The sequence below is a fragment of the Kitasatospora sp. NPDC092039 genome, from assembly GCF_044756065.1.
GTDB lineage: Bacteria > Actinomycetota > Actinomycetes > Streptomycetales > Streptomycetaceae > Kitasatospora.
In genome coordinates, this window is record NZ_JBIVSD010000027.1 from 44,447 (window position 1) to 70,900 (window position 26,454).

General features: G+C 72.4%; 20 protein-coding genes and 1 pseudogene. 7 read left to right on the forward strand and 14 right to left on the reverse strand.

What is annotated here, in order from left to right:
• Positions 1 to 19 precede the first annotated feature (19 nt).
• The 4 genes and pseudogenes from ACIQI7_RS35305 to ACIQI7_RS35320 all read left to right on the forward strand — a co-directional run bounded on the left by ACIQI7_RS35305 (position 20) and on the right by ACIQI7_RS35320 (position 3,276).
• Positions 20 to 1,345 (forward strand): tetratricopeptide repeat protein, encoded by a 1,326-nt coding sequence (locus tag ACIQI7_RS35305; RefSeq protein WP_401118079.1) that lies wholly within the window; start codon positions 20 to 22, stop codon positions 1,343 to 1,345.
• Positions 1,309 to 1,815: pseudogene (locus tag ACIQI7_RS35310) on the forward strand (XRE family transcriptional regulator); the annotation flags it as partial. The gene ACIQI7_RS35305 and the pseudogene ACIQI7_RS35310, both read left to right, overlap by 37 nt.
• Before the next feature lie 27 nt (positions 1,816 to 1,842).
• Positions 1,843 to 2,310: an NUDIX hydrolase gene (locus tag ACIQI7_RS35315; protein ID WP_401118021.1), complete on the forward strand. Its 468-nt coding sequence runs from the start codon at positions 1,843 to 1,845 to the stop codon at positions 2,308 to 2,310.
• Between the two features lie 135 nt (positions 2,311 to 2,445).
• Positions 2,446 to 3,276, forward strand: a complete 831-nt coding sequence (locus ACIQI7_RS35320) for a hypothetical protein (protein WP_401118023.1) — start codon at positions 2,446 to 2,448, stop codon at positions 3,274 to 3,276.
• Here ACIQI7_RS35320 and ACIQI7_RS35325 read toward each other — a convergent pair.
• From ACIQI7_RS35325 to ACIQI7_RS35385, 13 genes are all read right to left on the reverse strand, one after another.
• A complete protein-coding gene (locus ACIQI7_RS35325; protein ID WP_401118025.1) occupies positions 3,263 to 4,108 on the reverse strand; it encodes a hypothetical protein in 846 nt (281 codons plus the stop codon). The two genes, ACIQI7_RS35320 and ACIQI7_RS35325, sit on opposite strands and share 14 nt — an antisense overlap.
• A 118-nt stretch (positions 4,109 to 4,226) precedes the next feature.
• On the reverse strand, positions 4,227 to 5,129 hold the full coding sequence (locus ACIQI7_RS35330; protein WP_401118027.1) for an enoyl-CoA hydratase/isomerase family protein: 903 nt from the start codon (positions 5,127 to 5,129) through the stop codon (positions 4,227 to 4,229).
• The gene (locus ACIQI7_RS35335) at positions 5,126 to 6,316 is read right to left on the reverse strand and encodes a cytochrome P450 (RefSeq protein ID WP_401118081.1); all 1,191 of its coding nucleotides are present in this window, start codon (positions 6,314 to 6,316) and stop codon (positions 5,126 to 5,128) included. The genes ACIQI7_RS35330 and ACIQI7_RS35335 overlap by 4 nt, the downstream gene beginning before the upstream one ends.
• A 336-nt stretch (positions 6,317 to 6,652) precedes the next feature.
• Entirely contained in the window at positions 6,653 to 8,041 is a 1,389-nt protein-coding gene (locus ACIQI7_RS35340) for a cytochrome P450 (protein ID WP_401118029.1), read from the reverse strand.
• A gap of 73 nt (positions 8,042 to 8,114) precedes the next feature.
• Positions 8,115 to 8,705, reverse strand: a complete 591-nt coding sequence (locus ACIQI7_RS35345) for an ATP/GTP-binding protein (RefSeq protein ID WP_387756854.1) — start codon at positions 8,703 to 8,705, stop codon at positions 8,115 to 8,117.
• The gene (locus ACIQI7_RS35350) at positions 8,680 to 9,054 is read right to left on the reverse strand and encodes a DUF742 domain-containing protein (RefSeq protein WP_401118032.1); all 375 of its coding nucleotides are present in this window, start codon (positions 9,052 to 9,054) and stop codon (positions 8,680 to 8,682) included. The genes ACIQI7_RS35345 and ACIQI7_RS35350 overlap by 26 nt, the downstream gene beginning before the upstream one ends.
• Entirely contained in the window at positions 9,051 to 9,452 is a 402-nt protein-coding gene (locus tag ACIQI7_RS35355) for a roadblock/LC7 domain-containing protein (RefSeq protein ID WP_387756852.1), read from the reverse strand. Before ACIQI7_RS35355 ends, ACIQI7_RS35350 begins: the two co-directional genes overlap by 4 nt.
• Complete coding sequence (locus ACIQI7_RS35360) at positions 9,449 to 10,723, reverse strand: ATP-binding protein (RefSeq protein ID WP_401118034.1); 1,275 nt, start codon at positions 10,721 to 10,723, stop codon at positions 9,449 to 9,451. Before ACIQI7_RS35360 ends, ACIQI7_RS35355 begins: the two co-directional genes overlap by 4 nt.
• Before the next feature lie 409 nt (positions 10,724 to 11,132).
• Positions 11,133 to 16,079 carry an NAD-glutamate dehydrogenase gene (locus tag ACIQI7_RS35365; RefSeq protein WP_401118037.1) on the reverse strand — a complete coding sequence of 1,649 codons (4,947 nt, stop codon included), beginning with the start codon at positions 16,077 to 16,079 and terminating at the stop codon, positions 11,133 to 11,135.
• A 284-nt stretch (positions 16,080 to 16,363) separates the two neighbouring features.
• A complete protein-coding gene (gene pruA / locus ACIQI7_RS35370; RefSeq protein WP_401118083.1) occupies positions 16,364 to 17,989 on the reverse strand; it encodes an L-glutamate gamma-semialdehyde dehydrogenase in 1,626 nt (541 codons plus the stop codon).
• Positions 17,990 to 18,189: 200 nt separating this feature from the next.
• Positions 18,190 to 18,846: an HAD family hydrolase gene (locus ACIQI7_RS35375; RefSeq protein ID WP_401118039.1), complete on the reverse strand. Its 657-nt coding sequence runs from the start codon at positions 18,844 to 18,846 to the stop codon at positions 18,190 to 18,192.
• 63 nt (positions 18,847 to 18,909) lie between these two features.
• Entirely contained in the window at positions 18,910 to 19,419 is a 510-nt protein-coding gene (locus ACIQI7_RS35380; RefSeq protein WP_401118041.1) for a DUF6912 family protein, read from the reverse strand.
• A gap of 132 nt (positions 19,420 to 19,551) precedes the next feature.
• Positions 19,552 to 20,691 carry a patatin-like phospholipase family protein gene (locus tag ACIQI7_RS35385; RefSeq protein ID WP_401118043.1) on the reverse strand — a complete coding sequence of 380 codons (1,140 nt, stop codon included), beginning with the start codon at positions 20,689 to 20,691 and terminating at the stop codon, positions 19,552 to 19,554.
• A 334-nt stretch (positions 20,692 to 21,025) separates the two neighbouring features.
• Between ACIQI7_RS35385 and ACIQI7_RS35390 the strand changes: the two genes are divergently transcribed.
• Positions 21,026 to 21,502 carry an Rv3235 family protein gene (locus ACIQI7_RS35390; RefSeq protein ID WP_401118045.1) on the forward strand — a complete coding sequence of 159 codons (477 nt, stop codon included), beginning with the start codon at positions 21,026 to 21,028 and terminating at the stop codon, positions 21,500 to 21,502.
• A gap of 101 nt (positions 21,503 to 21,603) precedes the next feature.
• On the opposite strand, the gene secA is transcribed toward ACIQI7_RS35390, so the two are convergent.
• Entirely contained in the window at positions 21,604 to 24,366 is a 2,763-nt protein-coding gene (gene secA, locus ACIQI7_RS35395) for a preprotein translocase subunit SecA (RefSeq protein ID WP_401118047.1), read from the reverse strand.
• A gap of 266 nt (positions 24,367 to 24,632) precedes the next feature.
• Between secA and ACIQI7_RS35400 the strand changes: the two genes are divergently transcribed.
• Together ACIQI7_RS35400 and ACIQI7_RS35405 are read left to right on the forward strand one after the other, a co-directional pair.
• Positions 24,633 to 25,187: a GNAT family N-acetyltransferase gene (locus ACIQI7_RS35400; protein WP_401118049.1), complete on the forward strand. Its 555-nt coding sequence runs from the start codon at positions 24,633 to 24,635 to the stop codon at positions 25,185 to 25,187.
• Positions 25,188 to 25,224: 37 nt separating this feature from the next.
• Positions 25,225 to 26,436, forward strand: coding sequence for a winged helix-turn-helix domain-containing protein (locus ACIQI7_RS35405; RefSeq protein ID WP_401118051.1), 1,212 nt, complete (start codon positions 25,225 to 25,227; stop codon positions 26,434 to 26,436).
• Positions 26,437 to 26,454: the final 18 nt, after the last annotated feature.

Here is a 26,454-nt window from a genome sequence, read left to right on the forward strand (position 1 = left end):
CCGCAAGCTCGCCTCGTTGATGACCGAAGCTGCCTGGGGAAACGGCGAGTTGGCACGGGCCGTCAACCGGACGGGCACCGAGACCGGGCAGCGGCTGAAGTACGACGCTTCGGCCGTCTCCCACTGGCTGGGCGGCACCTCACCCTCGGCAAAGGCCCTGCCAGTCGTCCTGGAGACGCTGGCACGGAGGCTCAAGCGGCCGATCACCGCCTTCGAGGCCGGATTCCGCGAGATGCCTACCCCCGCCGACCAGTCGACGGATACGGTGTCAGGACTGGTTGACCTGGGGAGCCTCGACATGGACCCATCCCGGCGTGGAGTACTCACCGCAGGCCTCTATTCAGTGGCCCTCACCATCCCGGGCTGGCCAGACGTAGTGGGCCGCTTCGCGAGACTGCGGACCGATCCGCACCTGCGGATCGGCGTGGCGGAAGTTCAGGCAGTCGTGGCGATGACCGAGCGGATCAGCGACCTGGACGACCAGTTCGGCGGCCGGATGGCCCGTCCGATGGCTGCCTCGTTCCTGGTCAACACGATCGTCCCGTATCTGAGGGCGGATGCCAGCGAGAACGTCCGCAAGGCCATGCTGTCGGCCGCCGCCGACCACTGCTATTTGACGGGCTACATGGCCGTGGACGAACGCCACGACTCCCTGGCCCAGCGCTACTACACGAAAGCCCTGGAGCTGGCCGGGCACGCGGATGACCACCTCACGTACTGCACCACCCTGCGTGGCATGAGCGTCCAGGCCGTCGACCTCGGCCACGGCAGCGCCGCCCTGCGACTCGCGGAAGCAGCCTCATCCGCCTCGCCCCAGGCCGGCCCTCGCATGAGGGCATTCCTTGCCGGCCAACAAGCTCACGCTCTCGCCCAGACCGGAGACAGGGCCGGAGCCCTGCACCACCTGCGGACGGCGGAAGTCGCGATGGAGCAGGCAGAGTCCAAAGGGAAGGCGTTCGGCTCCTACGATCCCGCCACGCTCTCGTACCACATTGCCCAGGTCAGCTACGAGTTGGGCGACCGTGAAGGCGCGATCCGCGCACTTCGACACTCCGCGACGATCCGGCCTGCGGTCTATCGCCGGGGCCGCATGCGTCACCGCTCGATGCTCGCTGAATGGCAGCTCGAAGCCGGCCGACTGGAGGAAGCCGTCCAGAACTGGCATCTCGCCCTGGACGACTACCCGACCATCCAGTCCGGCCGGGCTGACGACCGCTTCCGCTCGATGCTCTCCGCGACCCGGCCGCACCGCCGCAACCCCCACGTGCGTGGGCTCCTCGATCGCGCCCGCCCCATGGCGGGCGGCCAAGGACGGGCGCGGACGGTACGGGAGGCCATGACATGACCAGCGATGAACCGGGCGTGCCCGCGCAGGCCGCGCCCGCTCCCACGGGCGAGGAATACTCGGGGGTCTGGATCAGCCACTACGAGTTCTTCAGCAGCAGCCGGGAGAACACGTTTACCGGCCTGCACCACGTCGTACTGCTCCAGAACGGAAACCGGATCACTGGCCGGTCCCTCCCCGGCGCGTCGTCCAATCCCGACTCACCGCTGTCCTTCGATCTCACCGTCGACCGGAACGTCGTGACGGGCTTATGGGTGGAACAGACCGCGCAGGACGGCTACTACCAGGGGGCCAGGTACCACGGCGCCATTCAGCTCCTGGTCGATCCGACCGGGCGCCGGATGGCCGGCAAGTGGGTCGGCTTCGGCAAGGAGTTCGACGTCAACACCGGGCCCTGGGAGCTGCGCCTGCTGGACAGGTCCACCACCGACGACGTCTTGAGTCGCTACAGCGTGCCGCCCGAGGCGTAGCGCCGGGTTCGATAGAGGTAGTGGATCGTGCCCAGGCGTGACTACGAGGGCGACCCGAACGCCCCTGCGGCGAACTCGTTGGTCCCGGCCGCTTCGGTGGTCGTGGTCGACGGCGCGGGCCGTGTCCTGCTCCAGCGCCGCACCGACAACGGGATGTGGGCGCTGCCCGGCGGCAAGATGGAGATCGGTGAGTCGCTCGCCGGGTGCGGTGTCCGCGAGACGCGCGAGGAGACCGGCATCGAGGTCGAGATCACCGGAATCGTCGGCACCTACACCGACCCCCGGCACGTCTTCGCCTACGACGACGGCGAGGTCCGCCAGGAGTTCTCCATCTGCCTCCTCGGACGCCCGCTCGGCGGGCAGCTGCGGGTGTCCGACGAGTCCCACGAGGTGGCTTGGTTCACCCCGGCCGAAACGGACGGGCTGCCGATGGTGTCGAGCATCCGCAAGCGGCTGGCCGACTGGCGCTCCGGGGCGATCCCAGTAGTGCGCTAGCCGCCGGGTGGATGTTCGCAAACGGTTCGCACTCTGCGTAGCCGATGTGCTACTTTCCGCATCATCAACAGAACATAGGAGACCCCGGCGGTGGTGAGACACCCCGGGGTCGGGCACCAGGAGCAAGACCTCCAGATGCAGATTCATCGTAGCGCGCATGTGCGCGCGTTCACCGTGCTTCCCAACGGCCTGTTGCAGGACCGTCGGCTTTCCTACACCGCTCGCGGCCTCCTCGCCGATCTCCTCTCCCGCCCGGACGGGTGGCGGGAGGACGGGCGGCAGATGGCGGACAGCAGCCCGCAGGGGCGGGGCGCCGTGCGGCGGGCGCTCAAGGAGCTGAAGGACGCCGGGTACTACCGGGTCGACACCGTCCGGATGACCGACGGGACGGTCCGGTCCGAGGCCCACGTCTTCGACACCCCGCACCGCGCACCGGCTGTCCCCCGTCCGGCTTCCGGTGGAGGAGGGACCGGCGGCGCTGTCACCCCTCCCGTAAAGAACCCGGAGCAAGAACCCACCCTCCCGGATGAACGGACGCGGGCGGCCGTGGCCACCCTGTTCCGGGTGATCCGGCCCGAGCCGCGCCTGCGCCTCGGCGAGGCCGAGGCGCGGACGCTGGCGCCGCTCGTCGCGCAGTGGCTGGAACGGGGCTGCGACGAGGCCGGGTTGGCCCACGCCCTGCTCCCCGGGCTGCCGCAGCCGATGCACTCCCCGGCGGCGGTCCTCCGGGACCGGCTGCGGCGCAAGCTGCCACCGGAGCCAGAGCCACCGGCGCCCCATGCCGAGTGCGGCCGCTGCCACGACCCGGTGCCCCGCCCCGGCATCTGCCGCACCTGCGCGGGCCTGGGCACGAGAACGGTCGCCGTCGGCACCGGAGCGCCCGCCACCCCCGGCGGCGTCGCCCGGGCCCGCGCGGCCCTGCGCGGGCTGCCCCTGCCGAACCGTCAGGCCGTCACGCGCACTTGACGTCGCGGTTCACCACGGCCATCCCGGTGACCTTGCCGCCGTCCACGGTGAACTCGTACTGCCAGCCCTGCTGTCCCTCGGCCGGCATCACGTACCTGCCGCTCTTGTCGAGCTGGAGGCCCTTTGGCCCGTACGCCTGCTGGAGCGCCTCCACGGTGGAGCCGGCGCCGATGCCCTCGGCCGTCCGCGCGTCCGCCGGGGCGGCCAGCTCGCGCAGGCCCGTCGCGGCGAAGGAGACCCGGCCGGTGGCCAGGTACGCCTTATCCTTGGCCTCCTGCGCCACCCTCAGGTCGACCAGGGCCATCGTCGCGTCCGCGATCGTCTTGGCGGCGGCGGCCGAGTCCTTGGCCGCCGCGGCCGACCCCGCGGCGGCGGCCGCCGCGTCCTTGGCGGAGGCGTTCGGCGGCAGGGTGCCGCCGCCCGGGGCGGGCGCCCTGCCCGAGGCGGCGTCGGCCTGGGCGTTCAGGTCCTTGTAGCGGGCCTCGGTGGCCGCCTCGGCTGCCATCCGGGCCTGGTCCGGCGCCGGGCCGCCCTTGTAGACGAAGTCCGTGCAGCCGCCGAGCAGCGAGACCGGCGCGCTCTCCAGGGCGCCGGTGGCCAGCCCGGCGTCCTTGGCCATCCCGGGCTTCAGCCCCCGGTACCCGGCGGCCGCGAAGGCCTCCGGGCCCTTCGTGGCGGTCGCGGACGCGGACGCGGAAGCGCCGGTGGCAGCCGGGGCCGCCTTCGCCGCGTCCTTCTTGTCGTCGGACGAGCAGGCCGCCGCTCCGGCGACCAGCAGTGCCACCGAGATGCCCACGCCCACCGCGCGGACCGAGGCTCGGTTCTTCCCCATGTCACAACCCCCACTTGATCGTTCGACGGTCACCGTACCGAAGGTGCGGGAACGACCAACAACGGGTTTCCGCGCGGGTGCGGAGGAGGGCCCCCGGGACCGTCCTCCGCACCGCCGGTCAGTCGGCCGGGTGCTGGGCGGCGAGACCGCGGGCGTAGTGGGCGGCGGCGAGGACGGAGGCCATCAGCTCGGAGTCCAGCACGGAGGCGTCGGCCAGCCGGGTGGCCGACGCGTGGGAGGCCAGCAGCGTCTTGGTGACCCGCAGGGCCGCCTCGGGGCGGCGGGTGACGGGCCGGGCCCACTCGGCCACCGCCCCGTCCAGCTCCTCCTCGGCGACGACGCGCTGCAGGATGGCCAGCTCCCGCGCCTCCACCGCGCCGACCGGGCGGCCGGTGAGGATGATCTCCCGGACCCGGGCCGGGCCGACCTCGTTGAGCAGCCGGGGCAGCAGCCCGCCCCAGGCGACCGGCAGGCCCAGGGCCAGCTCGGGCAGCCGGAAGACGGCGTTGTCGGCGCCGACCCGCAGGTCGCAGGCGAGCGCCAGGGCGAAGCCGGCGCCGGTCGCCCGGCCCTGGACCCGGGCGACGGTGACGGCGGGGCTGTTGGTGAGGGCGTCGCAGACCCGGCGCGCCTTGTCCCCGTACGTCCGGATCCGGCCGCCGGTCGGGTCCTCGTCCAGGCCCGCGAGGAGTTCGTCGCGGTCGCCGCCGAGGCAGAAGTCCCGGCCGGCCGCGGACAGCACGATCACGCGCACGGCCGGGTCGGGTACGGCGAGGACGGCGAGGAGTTCGTCCAGCATCGCCATGGTGACGGCGTTCCCGGTCTCCGGACTGTCCAGCTCGACGTGGAGCACCGCGCCCCGGAGCTCGGAGCGGACGGTACGGGCCGGCGCGGGCACGGGGACGGCCACGGGTTCGGGAGCGGGCCGCGGGTACCAGTCGGCGGGCGTCGAGGGGTGCGCGATGTACGGGGGTTGCATCGCGTACGGGGGGTACTGGGGAGCCCGCGGGGTGACGCTCATGCGGCGACTCTCAGGGACGTCACCCGGTGGAAGACCATCCGGGGCGCGTGCTCCGGCGGGCTCACCGCCCGCAACGTCGGGAAGCGCTCCAGCAGCTGGCCGAGCAGGGCGCGCGCCTCCAGCCGCGCCAGGCCCGCGCCGAGGCAGTAGTGGGCGCCGCCGCCGAAGGTGAGGTGGGCGCCCCGGCGGAGCGGGTCGAAGGTGTGCGGGTCGGGGTTGCGGCGCGGATCGCGGTTGGCGGCGCCGTACATCACGTGGACCATGGTGTCCTTGGGCAGGAACACCCCGGACAGCTCGGTGTCCTCGCCCGCGATGCGGCTGTTGACGCGGATCGGCGGGTCGTAGCGCAGCGCCTCGTCGATCACCCCGTCGATGTGCTCGGGCCGCTCCCGCAGCCACTGCCACCGGCCGGGCGACCGCAGCAGCTGCCACACCATCGAGGAGAGCATCGTCGCCGTGGTCTCCAGCGAGGCGATGGTGACGAACATGGTGAGCTGGTAGACCATCCGGTCGGTGGTCTCGCGGTCGGACTCCAGCGCGTCCCAGGTGCGGATCCAGCCGGCGATCACGTCGTCGCCGTCGCCGTCGCGGCGCTCCTGGACGAGGCGGGTGAAGTACCGGCGCAGCTCCATGGTGGCCTGCTCGGAGACCGCCAGCTGGCTCTTGGTGGGCAGCAGCTCCTGGGCGTGCACCTGGTCGTGGGTCATCGCCAGGATGTGCGGGTAGTCCGCGGGCCGGATGCCCAGCCAGCGCCCGACGGTGCCGATCGGCAGCTGCTCGCTGACCACGGCCGCGAAGTCCGCCTCGCCGTCCGTCCGTATTCGCTCGGCGAGGTGGTCCAGCAGCCCGGCGGCGTCGGCCTCGACGGCCGGCACCATGTCCCGGAGGGTGTTGCGGTCGAAGAGGCTCCCGAGGCTGCGCCGTTGCCGGGTGTGCTCGGGTGCGTTGAGCCGGGAGAGCGTCCGGCTCATCTCCTGGGTGGCGACGGCCTCCCAGCGCTCCGTGCCGGTCTGCCGCTCCTGCCAGGCGAAGTCGGGGACGAGCCAGTTCCTGCCGCGCAGGACCTGGTCGCACGCCTCGTAGCCGGTGACCAGGTAGCCGCCCCAGGGCGCCGGGACGAGGTCGCCCAGCGCCCGCAGCTCGTCGTAGACCGGGCTCGGGTCGGCGAGCCCCTCTGGCGAGCGCAGCCTCCGCAGCAGCGGCACGGCGGCGCGGCGGTCGGCCCTCCCGTCTGGTCGCTCCGGCGCGGGGCGGGCTTCCAACACAGCGGTCACACGGGGCTCCTTAACGCGCGGGCGGGCAGTACGGCGGCGTACTACCCAGCAACAGCGCGCTCAAGCGTCGATCCGTGTTGCCCCCGTCACGTACCGCACCGGCGTCGCACGCCGTTCACCTCGCGGTGACCGAAGGACCCTTGACGGCCCCTCCGTCGACGCCCCCGACCGGAGCCCGGGCCCCGGGACACCCCGAACACCCGCCCCCCGGACACCCGGGCCCCGGACACCCCGGGGCCCGAGGACGCCTCAGAGCCGGAAGACGTCCAGGAAGGAGCTCCACCACCCCTTCTTCTGCGGAGCCCGAGCCGCCGCCGGGGCGGTGGCCTGAGGGTACGCCTGCGCCGGCTCGGAGCCGGCCGGCGCCGCCGACGGGGCCGGTGCGGCGTCCGCCGCCGCGGCCGGCCTGGTGGTCCGGGCGGGCGCCGGGCTGAACCGCACCGGCAGCGATACCAGGCCGCGCTGGAACGGGCCCGGCCGCCACTCCACGCTCTCCGCGGGCACCGCGAGCGTGACGTCCGGCAGCGCGTTGAGCAGGCACTCGATCGCGCTCAGGGCGATCAGCTGGGCCGGGGACTTGGCCGGGCAGGCGTGCGGGCCGGCGCCCCAGGCCAGGTGCGCCCCCTTGCTGAGGGTCAGCCGGGCGTCGGTCAGCGCCGGGTCGCTGTTGGCGGCGGCGAAGCTGATCACCACGGGGCTGCCGGCGTCCATCGGGACGCCCCCCAGGTTGAGGTCCTGCATCGGGTAGTGCGTCGCGTAGTTGGCGATCGGCGGGTTGTTCCACAGCACGTCGTCGAGGGCGTCCTCGATGCGCAGCCCGGAGCCGCCCTCGCCGGAGAGCAGCAGGAGCAGCGCGTTGCCGATCAGGTTGCGCTCGGGCTCGACGCCGGCGCCCATCAGCATGACCAGCTGGTCCTTGAGCTCCTCGTCGCGCAGGCCGGCCGGGTGCTGGATGAGCCAGGAGGTGATGTCGTCGCCGGGCTGGCGGCGCTTCAGCGCGACCAGGTCCATCAGGCAGGAGGTCAGCTCCTCGTTGGCCTGGATGACGTCGATGCCGTCGAAGAGCGCGGACATGCTGCGGGTCAGCCGGTCGCCGATGTCGGCCGGGCAGCCGAACAGCTGGTTGAACAGCAGCAGCGGCAGCAGCCTGGCGTAGTCGTTGAGCAGGTCGGCCCGGCCCAGCGGGCTGAACTGGTCGATCAGGTAGCCGGCTATCCGCTCGACGTGCCGGTTGAGCCGGCTGTCGTTGAGCCGCTCCAGGCTCTCGGTGACGGCCTTGCGCAGTCGCAGGTGCTCGGCGCCGTCCGTGAAGAGGCAGTTGGGCCGGTAGAACATCATCGGCAGGACGGGGCTGTCCATCGGCACCCGGCCCTCGTTCAGCGCCGCCCAGCGCCGCGAGTCCCGGGCGAACATCCCCGGGTTCTGCAGCACCCGCAGCGCGGCCTCGTGCGAGGTGACCAGGGTGGCGTCCACCCCGGGGGCCAACTCCACCGGCGCGGCGGGGCCGTGGACGCGCAGCTTGTCGTAGACCGCGCCGGGGTCGGCCGAGAACATCTCCCCGTAGAGCGGGGTGCTCACGCCGGCGTGCATCGGGCAGCCCGGCGGAGGCGACGGGACGGGTCGCGGCAGAGATTCCATGGGTCGTTCCTTGGAGGTGGCCCCGGGCGGATGCGGACCCGGGAGGCGTGAGGGGAGGAAGGCGTGGGGGAGGTCAGGAGGCGCGGTCGAGCAGGTGCCGGACGAGCGTCAGCAGGGCGTTGGCCGAGGAGCGCTGGTCCCGCGCGTCGCAGAACACCACCGGGGTGTGCGGCAGCAGGTCGAGCGCCTCGCGCAGCTGGTCCTCGGTGTAGTCGCTCTGCCGGTCGAAGCTGTTGACCGCCACCGCGTACTCCAGGCCGTACTGCTCGATCAGGTCGATGACGGGGAAGGTGTCCGCGAGGCGGGTGGGGTCGGCCAGCAGCAGCGCTCCCAGCGCGCCCCTCGCCATGTCCTCCCAGAGCTGCATGAACCGCTGCTGCCCCGGGGTACCGAACAGGTACAGCACCAGGTCGTCGCCGAGCGTCAGCCGGCCGAAGTCCAGGGCGACGGTCGTGGTCTTCTTGTCCGGTACGCCGCGGAGGTCGTCGACGCGGACGGACGCCTGCGTCATGCTCTCCTCGGTGCTCAGCGGGGCGATCTCCGACAGGGCCCCGATGAGCGTCGTCTTGCCGACCGCGAAGTGCCCCACGACCAGGATCTTGACGGCGGTCGTCACCGCGCCCGGGACGTAGATGTCCTCAGGCGAACCGGCGTTGAAGTCCATGCAGTACCTTCTCTAGAAGTCTCGGGTCCGGCGCCTGGGCCGGAGGCGGGGCCGACCGGCGCAGCAGCCGTCCCTCCCGGATCAGGTCCGTCAGCAGCAGCCTGACGACCCCCACCGGAAGCTCCAGCCGTGCCGCGACCTCGGCCACCGAGAGGTAGCCGCCGGAGCACAGCTCCCAGATCGCCCGGGTCTCCGGGCTCGGCAGGACGGGCAGGCCCTGCTCGGGCGCGACGGTGACCAGGGTGATCAGAGACAGGTCGTCCGCGTTCGGTAACTCGCGTCCACCGGTGATGACGTAGGAGCGGATGAAGCCACCGGTGACCCGCTGTTCCTCGCCGCCGGCCGTCATGAGCCGCTGAGCGTGCTCTGGCGCGGCGCCGCCGACATCGCCCGGCCGAGTGCGCCCACCTGCTGCTGCATCCGGAAGGACATCGCCTCCATGTCGACGTCGGGGGCGGTGGAGGCGGCCAGGTACGCGCCGCTGCCGGCCGCGATCAGGAAGATCCAGCCGTGGTCGTACTCCAGGAGGGTCTGGCGCCAGGCCCCGCCGCCTCCGCCGACGAACGGGGCGACCGCGCGGCTCAGCGACTGCATGGAGCTCATCGCGGCGGCATTGGTCTCCGCCTCGTCGCGGCCGATCTCGCTGGACCGTTCGAGCAGGAGGCCGTCGGCGGAGACGAGGATAGCGTGCCGGGCGCCCGGTACCTGGAGTACGTCGTTGAGCACCCAGGAAAGATCGCGGCTCACTGGATCTCGGTTCCTTCCGTGGTCATGGTGTTGCGCCCGGACAGCGTGCCGCGCTGGAACGCGCCGAGGCGGGACGGCGTGTGCTGGCCGGTGCTCCGCACCGGTTCCTCGACCCGGACGGGGTCCTGCGGGGCGGGGACGACCGACACGGGGCGCTGGCGGCGCCGCCGGGGCAGCAGCCCGTCCGCGGTCGTCTCCGCTGCCGCCGTCGGCGCGGGCTGCGGCGCCGGCACCGGGGCCAGCGGCGCGGCCGGCTCGGACAGCGACACCAGCCGCTGCCCGGCGGCGGGCGCCCAGGCCTGGGCGGGCTGCTCCACCGGTGCGGGCTGGTAGTCGGCGCGCTCGGCGACGGGCGGGGCCGCGACCTCGCTGCTGAGCAGCTCGGCCGGAAGCAGCACCACGGCCCGCACGCCCCCGTACGGGGAGACCGAGTCGACGGAGACCCGGAAGCCGTAGCGGGCGGCCAGCAGGCCGGAGACGGCGAAGCCGAACTTCGGGGGGTTGCCCAGGCTGGTGAGGCTGATCGGCGCGCCCGGGTTGAGGAGCTGCGCCGCGCGGTCCTTCTCCTCCTGGCCCATGCCGAGGCCGGCGTCGTCGATGATCAGGCAGACGCCGGTCGGGACGGCCTGGACGCTGACCTCCACCGGGGTGTCCGGGGCGGAGTAGTTGGTCGCGTTGGCGAGCAGCTCGGACAGCACGACGGCGACCGGCTCGACGACCTTGCTGGCGAGCGAGACGCTGACCCGGGAGTGGATCCGCACCCGGTCGAAGTGCCGGATCCGGCCCTGGGCGCTGCGGGCCACGTCGTAGACCGAGGCGACGCTCTCGCGGCGGCCCAGCCAACCGCCGCAGAGCACCGCGATGCCCTGGGCGCGCCGGCCGAACTGGCTGTTGGTGTGGTCGATCGTCATCAGGTCGGCGAGGATCTGCGGGCTGTCGCCGTACTTCCGCTGCACCTTGTCGATGACGACCTGCTGCTCGTCGGCCAGGCCCTGCAGCGTCCGCATCGCCGCCTTGAGGACGGCCTTGGTGTCCTCCTCGGCGTCCCGGCGGACGGCGGTCAGTTCGGACGCGTGCTGCCCCCGCAGGTGGTCGTGCAGCGCGGCGGCCTCGTCGCGCTGCCGCTGCGCCAGGGCGCTCTCCTCCTCCAGCGCGGCGTTGCGCCGCCGCAGGGCGAGGTTGGTTCTGCGTGCTTGGAGGGCCGCTCCGACGGCCACGAGCATCACCACGATGAAGACCCAGAAAAAGGGTTCCTGCACAAATGACGTCATGAAACTCTCTTCAGGTGGCATCGCGTGGAGCCGGTCCGGGCCCCGAAGCGCGAATGGGACTGGCGGCCCGAGCCTCTCCGAAAGGCACCTGATGTCACATCACATCGAAGTGCTTTGCGGCACGAGACCTGCGGCGACGCCTATCGCGGAGTCAGCCTACTGCAACTCATGCCTTGTCAGAACAGCTGTCAAAAAGGGCAGTTGGGGCGAAATTCCGCGACCCGCCGGGAACTCAGACGGCAATTGGCGGAGTTTGTGATGCCGCGTTAACCGCAGGGACACATCCGGAGCCCGCCCGGGTTCACGCGCAGCGTGATCCGGCCGTCACGCTCCGGAATCCGGGCGGCGTCCGGGAACGCGGAAGGGGCCCGCGTCCGAAGACGCGGGCCCCTTCCGGTGCGGCCGTCCGTCAGCGCATCGAACCGGTGCGCAGCAGGGTGCGGATGACGCGCATCGCGACCGAGAGGCTGGACAGCTCGTAGTTGTCCGAACCCCTTATGTCGTCGAGGGTGCTCTTGGCGCGGTTCAGCAGGGTCGAGTTGAGCTCGGCCCAGGCGGTGTACCGCTCCTCCGGGGTGGCCGCCTCGGGCCCGCAGGCCAGGATGTCGGCGGTCAGCGCCGCGTGCGCCGCGAAGAGGTCCTCGCGGATCGCGGCCCGGGCCATCGACGACCAGCGGTCGGTGCGGGGCAGCTCGATGATGCGGTCGAGCAGGTGCGAGATCTGGAGCCGGTCGCCCAGGTCGTAGTAGAGGTCGGCGACCTCGGCGACGTCCTTCCCGGAGCGGTCGGCGACCTCGACGATGTCCAGGGTCGGGAAGACCGAGGAGAGGCCGGCGATCCGGGTGGCCAGCTCCTCCGGCACCCCGGCCGCGGCGAGCTCGCCGTACACCGACTCGAACCAGGTGAGGTCCTCGCCGCGCAGCGGCTTGGGCAGCGAGGCCCAGACCTGGTTGACGCGGTCGTGGAAGAACTCGATGGTGCCGGCGATGTCGAGCGGCTGGCGGCGGTTGTTGAGCATCCACCGGGTGGCGCGCTCGACCAGGCGCCGCGAGTGCAGCCGCATCTTGGTCTGCACCCGGGCCGGGACCTTGTTGTCCAGGTCCTCGATCTCGGCCCAGATCGGCTCCAGGTCGAAGACGGCCCGCGCGGCGGTGTGCGTCCGGGCGATCTCCTCGTAGGTCGCGCCGGTCTCCTCCTTCAGGCGGAAGGCGAAGGTGCAGCCACCGCGGTTGATCGTGTCGTTGACGATCAGCGTGGTGATGATCTCGCGGCGCAGCGCGTGGTTGTCGATGGCGTCGGCGAACCCCGCCCGCAGCGCGCTCGGGAAGTACTCGTGCAGCGCGGTGCGGAAGAACGGGTCGTCCGGCAGGTCGGTGGCCAGCAGCTCCTCGGCGAGGATGATCTTGGTGTACGCGAGCAGGACGGACATCTCGGGCTGCGAGAGGCCGCGGCCGCCCTGCTGGCGCTCACGGATCTGGCGCTCGGTGGGCAGGAACTCCAGCCCCCGGTCCAGCTGACCGGCCGACTCGAAGCGGCTGATCATCCGGGCGTGCACGTTGACCATGCTGTGCGCCTGGGCGACGGCGTTGGCCAGCACCACGTTCTGCGCGTAGTTGTTGCGCAGCACCAGGTGGCCGACCTCGTCGGTCATCTCGGCCAGCAGGGCGTTGCGCTGCTTGACCGTCATGTCGCCCTCGGCGACGACCTGGTTGAGCAGGATCTTGATGTTGACCTCGTGGTCCGAGGTGTCCACACCGGCCGAGTTGTCGATCGCGTCGGTGTCGATCCAGCCGCCGGAGCCCTCCGGGCCGCCGGTGGCCGCGTACTCGATGCGGCCGAGCTGGGTGCAGCCGAGGTTGCCGCCCTCGCCGATGACCCGGGCCCGGACCTGCTCGCCGTTGACCCGGATGGCGTCGTTGGACTTGTCGCCGACCTCGGCGTTGGTCTCGGTGGAGGCCTTGACGTAGGTGCCGATGCCGCCGTTCCAGAACAGGTCGACGGGCGCCTGCAGGATCGCCTTCATCAGCTCGGCCGGGGTCAGGCGGGTCTCCTCGACACCGAGGGCGGCCCGGACCTGCGGGGTCAGCTGGATCGACTTCGCCGAGCGGGGGTGCACCCCGCCGCCGGCCGAGATCAGCGACTTGTCGTAGTCGTCCCAGGAGCTGCGCGGCAGCTCGAACAGACGGCGGCGCTCGGCGTACGAGGTGGCCGCGTCCGGGTTCGGGTCGAGGAAGATGTGGCGGTGGTCGAAGGCGGCGACCAGGCGGATGTGCTCGCTGAGCAGCATGCCGTTGCCGAAGACGTCGCCGGACATGTCGCCGATGCCGATGACGGTGAAGTCCTCGGTCTGGGTGTCGACGCCGAGCTCGCGGAAGTTGCGCTTGACCGACTCCCAGGCGCCGCGGGCGGTGATGCCCATGCCCTTGTGGTCGTAGCCGGCCGAGCCGCCGGAGGCGAACGCGTCGCCCAGCCAGAAGCCGTAGGACTCGGCGACGCCGTTGGCGATGTCCGAGAAGGTCGCGGTGCCCTTGTCGGCGGCGACGACCAGGTAGGTGTCGTCCTCGTCGTGGCGGACCACGTCGGCCGGGTGCACGACCTCGCCGCCGACCAGGTTGTCGGTGATGTCCAGCAGCGCCGAGATGAAGGTCTTGTACGAGGAGACGCCCTCGGCCAGCCAGGCGTCGCGGTCGACCGCCGGGTCCGGCAGCTGCTTGGCGACGAAGCCGCCCTTGGCGCCGACCGGGACGATGACGGTGTTCTTGACCATCTGCGCCTTGACCAGGCCCAGGATCTCGGTGCGGAAGTCCTCGCGCCGGTCGGACCAGCGCAGACCGCCGCGGGCGACCTTGCCGAAGCGCAGGTGGACGCCCTCGACCTGCGGCGAGTAGACCCAGATCTCGAACGCCGGGCGCGGGGCCGGCAGGTCCGGGATGGCCTTCGGGTCGAACTTCATCGACACGTAGGAGTGCCACTCGCCGGAGCCGGAGCGCTGGAAGAAGTTGGTCCGCAGGGTCGCCCTGATGAGGTTCAGGAAGGAGCGCAGGATGCGGTCCTCGTCCAGCGAGACGACCTCGTCGAGGGCGCCGGCCAGCTCCTCCAGGATGCCCTCGGTCAGCTCCAGGGCGCCCGAACGGTGGCTCGGGCTCAGCCGGGCCTCGAACAGGTTGACCAGCAGCCGGGTGGTGTGGGTGTTGTTGCGGAGCGCGTCCTCCATGTAGTCCTGGGAGAACGTGGAGCCCGCCTGGCGCAGGTACTTGGCGTACGCGCGCAGCATCATCGCCTGGCGCCAGGTCAGCCCGGCGGTGAGGACCAGCTCGTTGAAGCCGTCGTTCTCGGCCCGGCCGGTCCAGGTGGCGGCGAAGGTCTCCTGGAAGCGCTCGCGGGCCTCGTCGGTGAGCTCGGTGGCCTCGCGCAGCCTCAGGCCGAAGTCGTAGACCCACGCGGTGGTGCCGTCGGAGCGGCGCAGCGCGTACGGGTGCTCGTCCAGCACCTCGACGCCCAGGCGCTGGAGCACCGGCAGGACCTCGGTGAGCGAGATCGGGCCCCCGACCCGGTAGATCTTGAAGCGGCGCTCGTCGTCGCCGGCGCCGACCGGCTGGTACAGGTTCAGGCGGAAGTCGCCCTCGCCGTGCAGCGACTCGATCTGCTTGATGTCGGCGACGGCGGTGCGCGGCGGGAAGTCGGCGCGGTAGCCGTCGGGGAAGGCGTTGGCGTACTTGTGACCGAGCTCGGCGGCCTTCTCCTCGCCCAGCTCGGTGTGCAGCTGGTCGTGGAAGCCGTCCATCCAGAACCGGGCGGCCTCGGCCAGGCGGTTCTCGATCCGCTCGATGTCCGTCTCGGTGAGCTGCGGCAGCTCGGTGCCCGGGGCGACCCGGACCACGAAGTGCAGACGGGTCAGCACCGACTCGGTGGCGTACACCGTGTAGTCGATGGTGGCGCCGTTCAGCTCCTCCTTGAGGATGTCGGTGATCAGCAGCCGGATGCGCGTGGTGTAGCGGTCGCGCGGCAGGTAGATGAACGCCGAGAAGTAGCGCCCGTACTCGTCCTGGCGCAGGAACAGCCGCAGCTTGCGGCGCTCCTGGAGGTAGAGCACGCTCGTCGCGATGGAGAGCAGCTCGGAGGCCGGGGTCTGGAAGATCTCGTCCCGCGGGAAGGTCTCCATGATCTGGAGCAGGTCGCGGCCGTCGTGGCTCTCGCTGGAGAAGCCGGACTCCCCCAGGACCTCCTGGACCTTGCGGCGCACGACCGGGATGCGGGTGACCGACTCGGTGTAGGCGGCGGAGGAGAACAGGCCGAGGAAGCGGCGCTCGCCGACCGGCTCGCCGGCGGCGTCGAACTTCTTCACGCCGACGTAGTCCAGGTAGGCCGGGCGGTGCACGGTGGCACGGCTGTTGGCCTTGGTGAGGACGAGCAGCTTCTTCTCGTGGGCCTTGGCGCGCACCGGCGCGGAGAGCCGGCCGAAGGCCTCGCTGACCGCGTGGTGGTGGTCGTCGTGGCTGTGCGGGTCGGAGCGCAGGATGCCGAGGCCGGTCCCGGCGACGGCCTTGAGGACCTCCTCGCCCTCGTGCTCGACCAGGTCGTACTCGCGGTAGCCGAGGAAGGTGAAGTGGTCGTCGGCGAGCCAGCGCATCAGCTCCCAGGCCTCGCCGACCTCCTGCTCGGGCAGGCCGGTCGGGGGCTCCTCGGCCAGCTCGTCGGCCAGGCGCAGGGCGCTCTCGCGCATCTTGCCCCAGTCCTCGACGACCTCGCGGACGTCGCCGAGCACCCGGCGCAGGTCGGCCTCGATGGAGCGCAGGTCCTCGCGGTCGGTCTCGCGGTCGATCTCGATGTGCATCCACGACTCGACGGTCGCGTCGGCGGGCCACTCGGTGCCGGCGGCCTGGCTGCGGGAGCAGGCGTCGACGTCCAGGATCTCCAGCAGCTTGCCGGTGATGTCACGGCGGACGACCAGCTGGGGGTGGATCACGATGTGGATCGCGCGGTCCTGGCGGGACAGCTCGTTGGTGACGGAGTCGACCAGGAAGGGCATGTCGTCGGTGACGACCTCGACCACGGTGTGGCCGCAGGACCAGCCGTTCTCCTCGACCGAGGGGGTGTGGACCCGCACCTCGGCGGTGCCCTGCGGGCGCTTGAGCCCCAGGCGGTAGTGGGAGGCGGCCGCGCCGTAGACGTCGACCGGGTCGAGGTCGACCAGGTCCTCGGGCGCGGTGTGGAGGTAGTAGTGGTGCAGGTACGCGGTCAGAGCGCCGTTGCTCAGACCCTCCCCCGGCGCCGCTCCCCCCACCTGGCTGTTCTCAGCGGCTGCGGCTGCCTTCTTGAGCAGTTCGGCCTTGGCTGCGTCCAGCTTGGTCTGCATGACTTCTTGGCTCCTGTCGCGCGCCGTTGCGTGACTCGGTGGTGTGTGGATGTACACCGACGGGTCACCGCAATCCTGCCGCACCATCCGACTGAAAGGGGCTCATGGCACGCATGAAACGTCCTCCCAGCGGGTAGGACGACTCGTTCGTCCTGCAGCCACCCGACGACGCCAGCCAGCCTAACCGGATCAATCGAAGGTGCACAGGGACAGGTAGGCGCAAACCCGCAGGAAGTCGGCTCCGTCCTGGACACCATGTCCAAACCGGAGCCCGGTGTTCACTCTCAGCCCATGTGCGGGTATCCGTGGTGGGTCGGCGGGACGAACGTCTCCTTGATCGACCGGGCCGAGGTCCAGCGGAGCAGGTTCTGCGCGGCACCCGCCTTGTCGTTGGTGCCGGAGGCCCGGCCGCCGCCGAAGGGCTGCTGGCCGACGACGGCCCCGGTCGGCTTGTCGTTGATGTAGAAGTTGCCCGCGGCGAAGCGCAGCTCCTCGACGGCCTGGGCGATGGCGTAACGATCCTGCGCGACCACCGAGCCGGTCAGGCCGTACGGGGCTCCGCCGTCGACCCGGCGGAGCACGTCGTCCCAGCGGGAGTCCTCGTAGACGTGGACGGCGAGGATCGGGCCGAAGTACTCGGTCCGGAAGATGTCGCCCCGGTGGTCGGAGGAGACCAGCACCGTCGGCCGGACGAACCAGCCGATCGCGTCGTCGTACTGCCCGCCGGCCGCCAGTTCGATCGTCGGATCGGCCTTCGCCCGGTCGATGGCGTCCCGGTTCTTCTCGAAGGCCCGCCGGTCGATCAGGGCGCCCATGAAGTTGGACAGGTCGGTCACGTCGCCCACCGGGAGCGCGTCCACCTCGGCCAGGAAGTCGTCCTTGATCCGCTGCCAGAGGCTGCGCGGCAGGTAGGCGCGGGAGAGCGCCGAGCACTTCTGGCCCTGGTACTCGAAGGCACCGCGGACCAGCGCGGTCCGCAGGACGTCCGGGTCGGCCGAGCGGTGGGCCAGCAGGAAGTCCTTGCCGCCGGTCTCGCCGACGATCCTCGGGTACGTGCGGTAGCCGCCGATGTTGGCGCCGATGGTCTGCCACAGCGACTGGAAGGTGGCGGTGGAGCCGGTGAAGTGCAGCCCGGCGAACGCCGGGTCGGCCAGCACCACCGGGGAGACCTGCAGGCCGTCGCCGGTCACCAGGTTGACCACCCCGGGCGGCAGGCCGGCCGCCTCCAGCAGCCGCATCAGGTGGTACGCGGCCAGGGTCTGGGTCGGCGCGGGCTTCCAGACCACGGTGTTGCCCATCAGCGCGGGAGCGGTGGGCAGGTTGCCGGCGATCGCGGTGAAGTTGAACGGGGTGACCGCGTAGACGAAACCTTCCAGCGGGCGGTGGTCGGTGCGGTTCCACACGCCGGGCGAGGAGATCGGCTGGTCGGCCAGGATCTGCCGGGCGAACCGGACGTTGAACCGCCAGAAGTCGATCAGCTCGCAGGCGGAGTCGATCTCGGCCTGCTGCGCGGTCTTGGACTGGCCGAGCATGGTGGCCGCGTTGAGCGTCTCCCGCCAGGGGCCGGCCAGCAGGTCGGCGGCGCGCAGGAAGACCGCCGCGCGGTCGTCGAAGGAGAGCGAGCGCCACTGCCGCCCGGCGGCCAGCGCCGCGTCCACCGCCGCCCGGGCGTCCTCCCGGGTGGCGTTGCCGAGCACGCCCAGCTTGGCGGCGTGGTGGTGCGGCTGGACCACCTCGATCCGCTCACCGCCGCCGAACCGCTGCTCGCCGCCGATGGTCATCGGCAGCGGGACCTGCTCGGCCGCCAGCTCGTCCAGCCGCCGGACCAGCCGGTCCCGCTCCGGGGTGCCGGGCGCGTACGAGCGCACCGGCTCGTTGACCGGCACCGGCACCTCGGTGACTGCGTCGATGGGCATGGCGGCTCCGTCCTGGCGGCTGGTCGGGTGTGACACCAGCCTGACCAGCCGGGGCGCGATCCGCCCGTTCAGACACGCGGACGGCGGACGTGGCGCCCGCCACGTCCGGCCGGTCCGGGCATGGTTCAGGCCGCGCCGTCCGCCTGGTCCCGGGGTGGTCCACCCCGCCGCGTCCGGCCGGTCCGGGGCGTGGTTCAGGCCGCGATCCGGCCGGCCAGCTCGACCGCCTCGGCGAGGGTGTCCACCACCGGGACGCCGACCGGCTCCAGCTTCTCCCTGGTGTGCGAACCGCCGGTGTAGAGCACCGCGTGGGCGCCCGCCCCCAGCGCCGCCAGGGCGTCGTCCGCGGCGTCGCCGATCAGCACCGTACGGGCCGGGTCCACCAGCTCACCGAGCGCGGCCAGGTGCCTGACCAGGTGCTCCGCCTTCTGGCCGCCGGCCGGGCCGCTGCGGCCGTCCACCCGCAGGAAGCCGTCGGTCAGGCCGAAGGTGTCGACCAGCGGCACCAGCCGGTCGTGCTCGTACATCGACAGCAGCGACTGGCTGTTCCCGGCCTCCCGCCAGCCGTCCATCAGCTCGCGCACGCCCTCGGCCAGCCCGCAGGACGGGCTGAGCTCCCGGTAGCGGTCGTGGAACGCGTCGTCGAGCCTCAGCCACTCCTCCGTGGAGGGCATCCGGCCGAGCAGGCGCTGGTAGAAGCGGGGAATCGGGATCTCGTACTGCTCGCGGTACTCCTGGAGGGTCATCGGCCCGACGCCGATGGTCGCGAAGGCGGCGTTGCTCGCCCCCAGCACGGCCTCCATGTCGTGGAAGAGCGTGCCGTTCCAGTCCCAAACGATGTGAGTGCGCACAGGGTGAAACGGTAACCCGGCCGGGTGACACGCCGGTAGGACGGAACTCACGCGGACCGGGGCTCAGGCCAGCAGGGCGGGGATCTCCTGGGTCGCGTACCAGAGCAGGTCGTGGTCCTCGGCGCCGTCCACGGTGAACTGGGCGTCCTGGTCGCCCGCGTCGGCCGCGGCGACCGCCGCCACCGCCGCCGCGACGTCCGTGACCACCTCGTCGTCGGCCACGTCGGCGTGCACCGCGGCCGCCTTGGCCAGCCGTACCGGGCCGGCCAGCACCACCCGGCCGAGCGAGGCCTGGTCCTGGTACTCGTCACCCGGGAAGGGCCGCACCGAGGCGTCGGCCACGTCGAGCGCCACCACGACCCGGCGGCGCGGGGCCCCCGGGTCGGCGGCCAGCTGCCGCAGCGAGGCCTGCGCGGCCCGGTTCAGCGCCGCGTACTCCAGTTCCTCGAGGTCGTCGCTGACGTACCACTCGCGCAGCGCGGGGGTCACGGCGTACGCGGCGGACTGCTCCAGGGAGCCGCCCTCGTGCGCCGCCGCCAGGCCGGTCAGGGTGGTGGGCAGGTACACGCGCATCGGTGGCACTCTCCGGTTCGTCCAGCGGGGTTCGTCCAGCGGCACGGCTTCTCCAGCGCCCCAGGACTCCAGCGCCCCAAGAATAGGCGCCGCCGGACCGGCCGTGATCACCTCCGGTGCGGGGCCGGGCGCTCACCGCCGGGCGCCGAGCGCCTCCCGGCTGGTGCGCAGGGCGCTCTCCAGGACGGCGCCCCGGCGGGCCGGGTCCATCATGTTCGGGCCCATCACGGCGAGGTCCGCCGGGGTCGGCGCCAGCAGCCGTACCCGGACGCCCTCCGCCCGCAGCAGCGCGGCCTCGCGCAGCAGCTGCCGGGTGACGGCGCGGCGGTAGCGGCTCACCAGCTGGGCGAGGACGCCGCGCGGACGGTCCCGGGCGCGCCACTCGCGCAGGGCGGCCAGGATGTCGCCGCCGTGCCGGCGCCGGCCCTCGGCCCCGGCCCGCCCCGGCCGGGGGTGCAGCCGCAGCGCCATCGGGGCGAGCACGTACACCTCGTCCAGCCCCCGGCCGAGCATCAGGTCGGCGTTGGTGGCGGACCAGCAGCCGCCGTCCACGTACGCCGAGCCGTCCAGCCGCACCGGCGCGAACCAGCCGGGGATCGCGCAGGAGGCCATCACCGCGTCGGGCACCGGGACGGCCGGGGCGTCCGGGTCGCCGAACACCACCCGGCGGCCGCTGCGGTAGTCGACGGCCACCACCCGCAACGGCGAGCCCCCGCCACCGGGCGGCCCACCGGAGCCGGACGTCGCGCCGGGACCGGACGTCGCGCCGGAGCCGGACGTCGTGCCGGGGCCGAGCAGGCCGCGGACCAGCTCGCCGACCGGCGTCAGCGACCCGCGGCCGTGCGGCGCGATCGCCGACACCATGGTCAGCAGCGGGTACGCGCGCGGGTGCCGGACGGCGTCGCGCAGCAGGCCGGGCGACCCGATGCCGGCCCGGGGGCGGGGCGGCAGCGCGCCGCCGACGGCGGTGTCGTAGTCGAAGGCCGCCCCGGCCAGCGGCCCCTCGGTGACCGGCAGGCCGCGCTGGTGGTCGCGCAGTTGGTCGGGGCGGACGCCGCCGGCCAGCATCGCGGCGAGGATCGCACCGGCCGAGGTGCCGAGCAGCACGTCGGCCTCGCCCGGCGGCCGACCGGTCACCTCCTCGACGGCGCACAGCGCGCCGACCGTCCAGGCCGCGCCGAGCATCCCGCCGCCGCCCAGCACCAGGCCGCGCCGGGGCGCACCCGCGGCGGGCGGGGCGCCGCCCGCGGCCCGCGCCGCCCGTGTGGTCATACCGGCCACCCCTCGTCGTGGGAGCCCCGCCGTCCGCTCCCGACCAGGCTCCCGATGGTGCGCGCCGGGCCGGTACGGCGCAATGCGGCGGGCGGGCGCCGCCACCCGGTCCGCCCAGCCCGAACGTCCCCTTTAGGACCGTACGGCCCGTCCCCGCACGTCAACCGGACGCCGCGGCCCGACCCCTCCGGCCCGGCGCCGCACTGGCCGGTTCACCCGGATAGGTGAACTCGGCAGCCCGCCCGGACCGCCCCGGAAACCCGTTGCCGCCCGGCGCGGGGCGCCCCCAGCCTGGACCCGTCCGTACCCGCACCACCCGGCCGAGGAGCCCGCCGTGACCGTCCGCCGCAGCGCCCACCCCACCGTCCGCCCGCACCGCCGCCCGCGCACCGCCGGCGGCTGCGACCCGGCCGGGCGCCGCCCGCGCCACCCGCGCGCCGCCTGCACCGCCGCCCCCGGCGCCGGGCCCGGGGCCGGCTCCCGGGCCGACGCCGAGGCACTGGCCGGCCGGTTCGCCCGCCAGCTGGTCGAGGTGCTCACCGGCGCACGGCCCTCCGGCCAGCTGATGCGGCACACCAGCCTGGACGGCTACGGGCAGCTCGCCTCGCTGGTCCGGGCCGGCGCGCTGCGCCGCGGCGGCCCCGCCGACCGGCCCAGGCTCGGCCCGGTGCACGAACGCTCGCCCTCACCGGACGCGGTCGAGGCCTGCGTCCGGGTCGACCTCGGCCGACGGCACCACATGGTGGCCTTCCGGCTGGAGCAGCGCGGCCCGGCCGGGCAGTGGCAGTGCACCGCCGTGGAGGCCCGGTGAACACCCTGCCGTGCCGTCGCCGGCACACCACGGCGCAGGGCGCCGCCCCGGTCCGGGAACGGCGCCCTGCGAGGCGTCCTGGCTGGTCTCCAGCGGCGGGCTCAGGCCTTGCGGCGGCGGCCCTTGGCCGACTTCGCGGCCTTGCGGCGCTCGGCGCGGGTCAGCCCGTCGCCCTCGTCCTCCGGCGCGAGGTCCTCGAAGTCGCCCTCGATGACACCGCCGCCGACCTCGTCCGAGGGGGCCGTGTAGTGCAGCCGCTGCGGCTTCGGGGCCTCCAGGCCCTTGGCCTTGATCTCCGGGCGGGCGGAGTCCTTCTCCAGCTTGTCGAGCACCACCTGGGCGTCCTCGACCGGGACCTCCTCGACCTGCTGCTCGACCTGGACCTCCAGGTTGAACAGGTAGCCGACGGACTCCTCCTTGATGCCCTCCATCATCGCGGTGAACATGTCGAAGCCCTCGCGCTGGTACTCGACCAGCGGGTCGCGCTGCGCCATGGCGCGCAGGCCGATGCCCTCCTGGAGGTAGTCCATCTCGTAGAGGTGCTCGCGCCAGCGGCGGTCCAGCACCGACAGCACGACCCGGCGCTCCAGCTCGCGCATGATCTCCGCGCCCAGCTGGTCCTCACGGGCTCCGTACTGCGCCTGGATGTCCTCCTGGATGACCTTGATCAGGAACTCGGGGGTCAGCCCGGCCTGGCCGCCGGCCTCCTCCTCCAGCTCCTCCAGGTCCAGGGTGACCGGGTAGAGCTGCTTGAGCGCCGTCCAGAGCTTCTCCAGGTCCCAGTCGTCCTCGAAGCCCTCGCCGGTGGCCGCCCGGACGTACGCCTCGACGGTGTCGTCCATGAAGTGGCCGACCTGCTCCTGGAGGTCCTCGCCCTCCAGCACCCGGCGGCGCTCGCCGTAGATGACCTCGCGCTGGCGGTTGAGCACCTCGTCGTACTTGAGGACGTTCTTGCGGATCTCGAAGTTCTGCTGCTCGACCTGGGTCTGCGCGGAGGCGATGGCGCGGGTGACCATCTTGGACTCGATCGGCACGTCCTCGGGCACGTTGGCCATCGAGAGCACGCGCTCGACCATGCCGGCCTTGAACAGGCGCATCAGGTCGTCGCCCAGCGACAGGTAGAAGCGGGACTCGCCCGGGTCGCCCTGACGGCCGGAGCGGCCGCGCAGCTGGTTGTCGATCCGGCGGGACTCGTGCCGCTCGGTGCCGAGGACGTAGAGGCCGCCGGCCTCCTTGACCTCGTCCTGCTCGGCCTTCACCGAGGCCTTGGCCTTCTCCAGCGCGGCCGGGAAGGCGGCCTCGTACTCCTCCGGGGTGTCCGTCGGGGTCAGCCCGCGCTGCGCCAGCTCGGCGGCGGCCAGGTGGTCGGCGTTGCCGCCCAGCATGATGTCGGTGCCGCGGCCGGCCATGTTGGTGGCGACGGTGACGGCGCCCTTGCGGCCGGCCTGCGCGACGATCTGCGCCTCGCGCTCGTGGTGCTTGGCGTTCAGCACCTCGTGCGGGATGCCGCGCTTGCGCAGCTCCTGCGACAGGTACTCGGACTTCTCGACCGACACGGTGCCGACCAGCACCGGCTGGCCCTTCTCGTGCTTCTCGGCGATGTCCTCGACCACGGCGGCGAACTTGGCCGGCTCCGACTTGTAGATCAGGTCGGGCTGGTCGATGCGCAGCGGCGTCTTGTTGGTCGGGATCGGCACCACGCCGAGCTTGTAGATCTGGTGGAACTCGGCGGCCTCGGTGGTGCCGGTACCGGTCATGCCCGCGAGCTTGTCGTACAGGCGGAAGAAGTTCTGCAGGGTGATGGTGGCCAGGGTCTGGTTCTCGTTCTGGACCTCCACCCCCTCCTTGGCCTCGATCGCCTGGTGCATGCCCTCGTTGTAGCGGCGGCCGGCCAGGATGCGGCCGGTGTGCTCGTCGACGATCATGACCTCGCCGTTCATCACGACGTAGTCCTTGTCCCGCTTGTACAGCTCCTTCGCCTTGATGGCGTTGTTCAGGAAGCCGACCAGCGGGGTGTTCACCGACTCGTAGAGGTTGTCGATGCCCAGGTAGTCCTCGACCCGGGTGACGCCCTCCTCCAGGATGCCGACGGTGCGCTTCTTCTCGTCGACCTCGTAGTCGCGGTCGATCTTCAGGCGCAGCACCAGCTTGGCGAAGTCGGCGTACCACTTGGTCGCCTGGTCGGCCGGGCCGGAGATGATCAGCGGGGTGCGGGCCTCGTCGATGAGGATCGAGTCGACCTCGTCGACGACCGCGAAGTAGTGGCCGCGCTGGACGAGTTCGTCCTGCGACCAGGCCATGTTGTCGCGCAGGTAGTCGAAGCCGAACTCGTTGTTGGTGCCGTACGTGATGTCCATCCCGTACTGGCGCTTGCGCTCGACCGGCGTCATGTTGGCCAGGATCACGCCGACTTCGAGGCCGAGGAAGCGGTGCACCCGGCCCATCCACTCCGAGTCGCGCTCGGCGAGGTAGTCGTTGACGGTGATCAGGTGGACGCCCTTGCCCGTGAGCGCGTTCAGGTACGCCGGCAGGGTGCCGACGAGGGTCTTGCCCTCACCGGTGCGCATCTCCGCGACGTAGCCGTAGTGCAGCGCGGCGCCGCCCATCAGCTGGACGTCGTAGTGCCGCTGGCCGAGGACGCGCTTGGCGGCCTCGCGGACGGTGGCGAACGCCTCGGGGAGGATGTCGTCCAGGGTCTCGCCGTCGGCGAGCCGCTGCTTGTACTCGTCGGTCAGTGCGCGCAGCTCGGCGTCGGTGAGGTTGACGAAGTCCTCTTCGATGGAGTTGACCTGGGCAGCAATCCGCTGCAGCTTGCGAAGGATCTTGCCCTCGCCTGCGCGCAAGATCTTGTCGAAGACGGACACGTGAGCGGGCTCCTTGCCTGTATTGGCACTGGACGACTGCACGGGGGGTCCACCCCACCGCACGGGCCATCGTATGCGAGGAGTCCAACCCCCCGGGAGGTGCGTCAGCACGGTATTCCCGTGTCACCCGCGCGAGCACATGGCCCGATAGCACCGTCCACCGGGACAAAACGGTCGGCGGGCCCGAGAGTTGGCCGTCCGCGGAACCGGCGGACCGGCGGAATAATCGGATGCCCGCTTTCCTCGTCCGGCGAAATAATCCGTTCATGGAAGAAACCCCCGAACCGGTCGTCCTCACCACCGAGCGGCTCGTGCTGCGCGCTCCGCGGGAGTCCGACATCGACGCGGTCTTCGCCGCCTGCCAGGACCCGGAGATCCAGCGCTGGACGGTCGTCCCGTCCCCGTACCGGCGCGAGGACGCGGAGTTCTTCGTACGCGATCTCGCGATTGAGGGCTGGCGCACCGGGGCGAACCGGATCTGGTGCGTTTTCGAGCGCGATTCCGGGGCCCTGGTCGGCAGCCAGGGGCTCGTCCTGCGCGCCCACGACCCGGGCTCCGCCGAGATCGGCTGGTGGGCCGTGAAGGAGTTCCGCGGCCGCGGCTACACCACCGAGGCCGCCCGCGCCGTCTCCCACTACGGCCTGCGCGAGCTCGGCCTGCGCCGCCTGGAGTGGCTGGCCTACGTCGGCAACGCGGGCTCCCGCGCGGTCGCCGAGAAGGCGGGCTACCGCTTCGAGGGCACCCTGCGCTCGTACGCGGAGCAGCGCGGCGTCTTCCACGACGCCTGGGTCGCCTCCCTGGTGCCCTCCGACCTGGGCTGAGTCCGCGCTGTCGGTGCCCCCGGCTACGCTCGCCGGCATGACCGCCGCTGCCGCCCGCCCCGCCCCCGTCGCCGTCCTCAGCGCGGACGACGCCCGCCGGATCGCCCTGCGCGCCCAGGGCCTGCTGGGTGCGCCGGACCGCCGGGCCGGGGTGCGCGGGGTGCTGCGGCACCTGGGCGCCGTCCAGCTGGACACCATCTCGGTGCTCGCCCGCTCGCACGAGCTGGTGCCGTACGCCCGCCTCGGCGCGGTCGGCCGCCCGGCCGTCGAGGCGGCGTACTGGGGCGGCGGCACGAGCTTCGAGTACTGGTCGCACGCGGCCTGCGTCCTGCCGGTCGAGGAGTGGCCGCTGTTCGCCTTCCGACGCCGCCGCTACCGCGACCGCGGCCACCTCTGGGGCCACCAGGTCGCGCCCGAGACCTACCGCGCCGTGCTCGACAAGCTGCGCGCCGAGGGGCCGTTGACCTCCACCGAGCTGGGCGGCGCCAAGCGGACCGCCGAGTGGTGGGACTGGTCCGACACCAAGATCGCGGTCGAGCGGGCGCTGGCCTTCGGCGACGTGGTCTGCACCGAGCGCCGGAGCTGGAAGCGGGTCTACGCGCTGGCCGAACAGGCCGTCCCGGACGCCCTGTTCGGTCAGGACCTGCCGGACGAGGAGTGCGTGCGCACTCTGGTCGCCCAGGCCGGAGCCGCGCTCGGCGTGGCCACCCGGGCCGACCTGCTGGACTACCACCGGCTGCGCGCCGAGCAGTTGGACGGGGTGCTCGCCGACTGCGGGCTCGTCCCGGTCGAGGTGGCCGGCTGGGGCCCGGACGGCGCCCCGGCCCCCGCCTGGGCGGACCCGTCGGCCCTCGCCACCGCCCCGCGCGGGCGCCACCGCACCACGCTGCTCTCGCCGTTCGACTCGCTGATCTGGGACCGCGCCCGCACCGAGCGGATCTTCGGCATGACGCACCGGCTGGAGGCCTACACCCCCAAGCACAAGCGGGTGCACGGCTACTTCGCGATGCCGCTGCTGGCCGGCGGCCGGCTGGTCGGCCGGGTCGACCCGGCCCGCGAGGGCCGCACCCTGGTCGCCCGGCAGGTCTCGCTGGACGGCGGCCGGGCAGGCGGCGCCCGGCACGTGGAGGCCCTGGCGACGGCCCTGCGCGAGGCGGCCGCCTGGGTCGGCTGCGAGGAGGTGCGGGTCGGGACGCTGCACGACGAGCGGCTGCGCCCGGCCCTGGAGAAGCTGCTGGCCGGCCGCTAACGGCCGGCCCAAGTCCCG

Bases quoted from the DNA above. Each gene is read 5' to 3' on its own strand.
- ACIQI7_RS35305 (WP_401118079.1), top strand. From the start codon at position 20: ATGACCGAAGCTGCCTGGGGAAACGGCGAGTTGGCACGGGCCGTCAAC.
- ACIQI7_RS35320 (WP_401118023.1), top strand. From the start codon at position 2,446: ATGCAGATTCATCGTAGCGCGCATGTGCGCGCGTTCACCGTGCTTCCC.
- ACIQI7_RS35325 (WP_401118025.1), bottom strand. From the start codon at position 4,108: ATGGGGAAGAACCGAGCCTCGGTCCGCGCGGTGGGCGTGGGCATCTCG.
- ACIQI7_RS35330 (WP_401118027.1), bottom strand. From the start codon at position 5,129: ATGAGCGTCACCCCGCGGGCTCCCCAGTACCCCCCGTACGCGATGCAA.
- ACIQI7_RS35340 (WP_401118029.1), bottom strand. From the start codon at position 8,041: ATGGAATCTCTGCCGCGACCCGTCCCGTCGCCTCCGCCGGGCTGCCCG.
- ACIQI7_RS35345 (WP_387756854.1), bottom strand. From the start codon at position 8,705: ATGGACTTCAACGCCGGTTCGCCTGAGGACATCTACGTCCCGGGCGCG.
- ACIQI7_RS35350 (WP_401118032.1), bottom strand. From the start codon at position 9,054: ATGACGGCCGGCGGCGAGGAACAGCGGGTCACCGGTGGCTTCATCCGC.
- ACIQI7_RS35360 (WP_401118034.1), bottom strand. From the start codon at position 10,723: ATGACGTCATTTGTGCAGGAACCCTTTTTCTGGGTCTTCATCGTGGTG.
- ACIQI7_RS35365 (WP_401118037.1), bottom strand. From the start codon at position 16,079: ATGCAGACCAAGCTGGACGCAGCCAAGGCCGAACTGCTCAAGAAGGCA.
- ACIQI7_RS35380 (WP_401118041.1), bottom strand. From the start codon at position 19,419: ATGCGCGTGTACCTGCCCACCACCCTGACCGGCCTGGCGGCGGCGCAC.
- ACIQI7_RS35385 (WP_401118043.1), bottom strand. From the start codon at position 20,691: ATGACCACACGGGCGGCGCGGGCCGCGGGCGGCGCCCCGCCCGCCGCG.
- ACIQI7_RS35400 (WP_401118049.1), top strand. From the start codon at position 24,633: ATGGAAGAAACCCCCGAACCGGTCGTCCTCACCACCGAGCGGCTCGTG.
- ACIQI7_RS35405 (WP_401118051.1), top strand. From the start codon at position 25,225: ATGACCGCCGCTGCCGCCCGCCCCGCCCCCGTCGCCGTCCTCAGCGCG.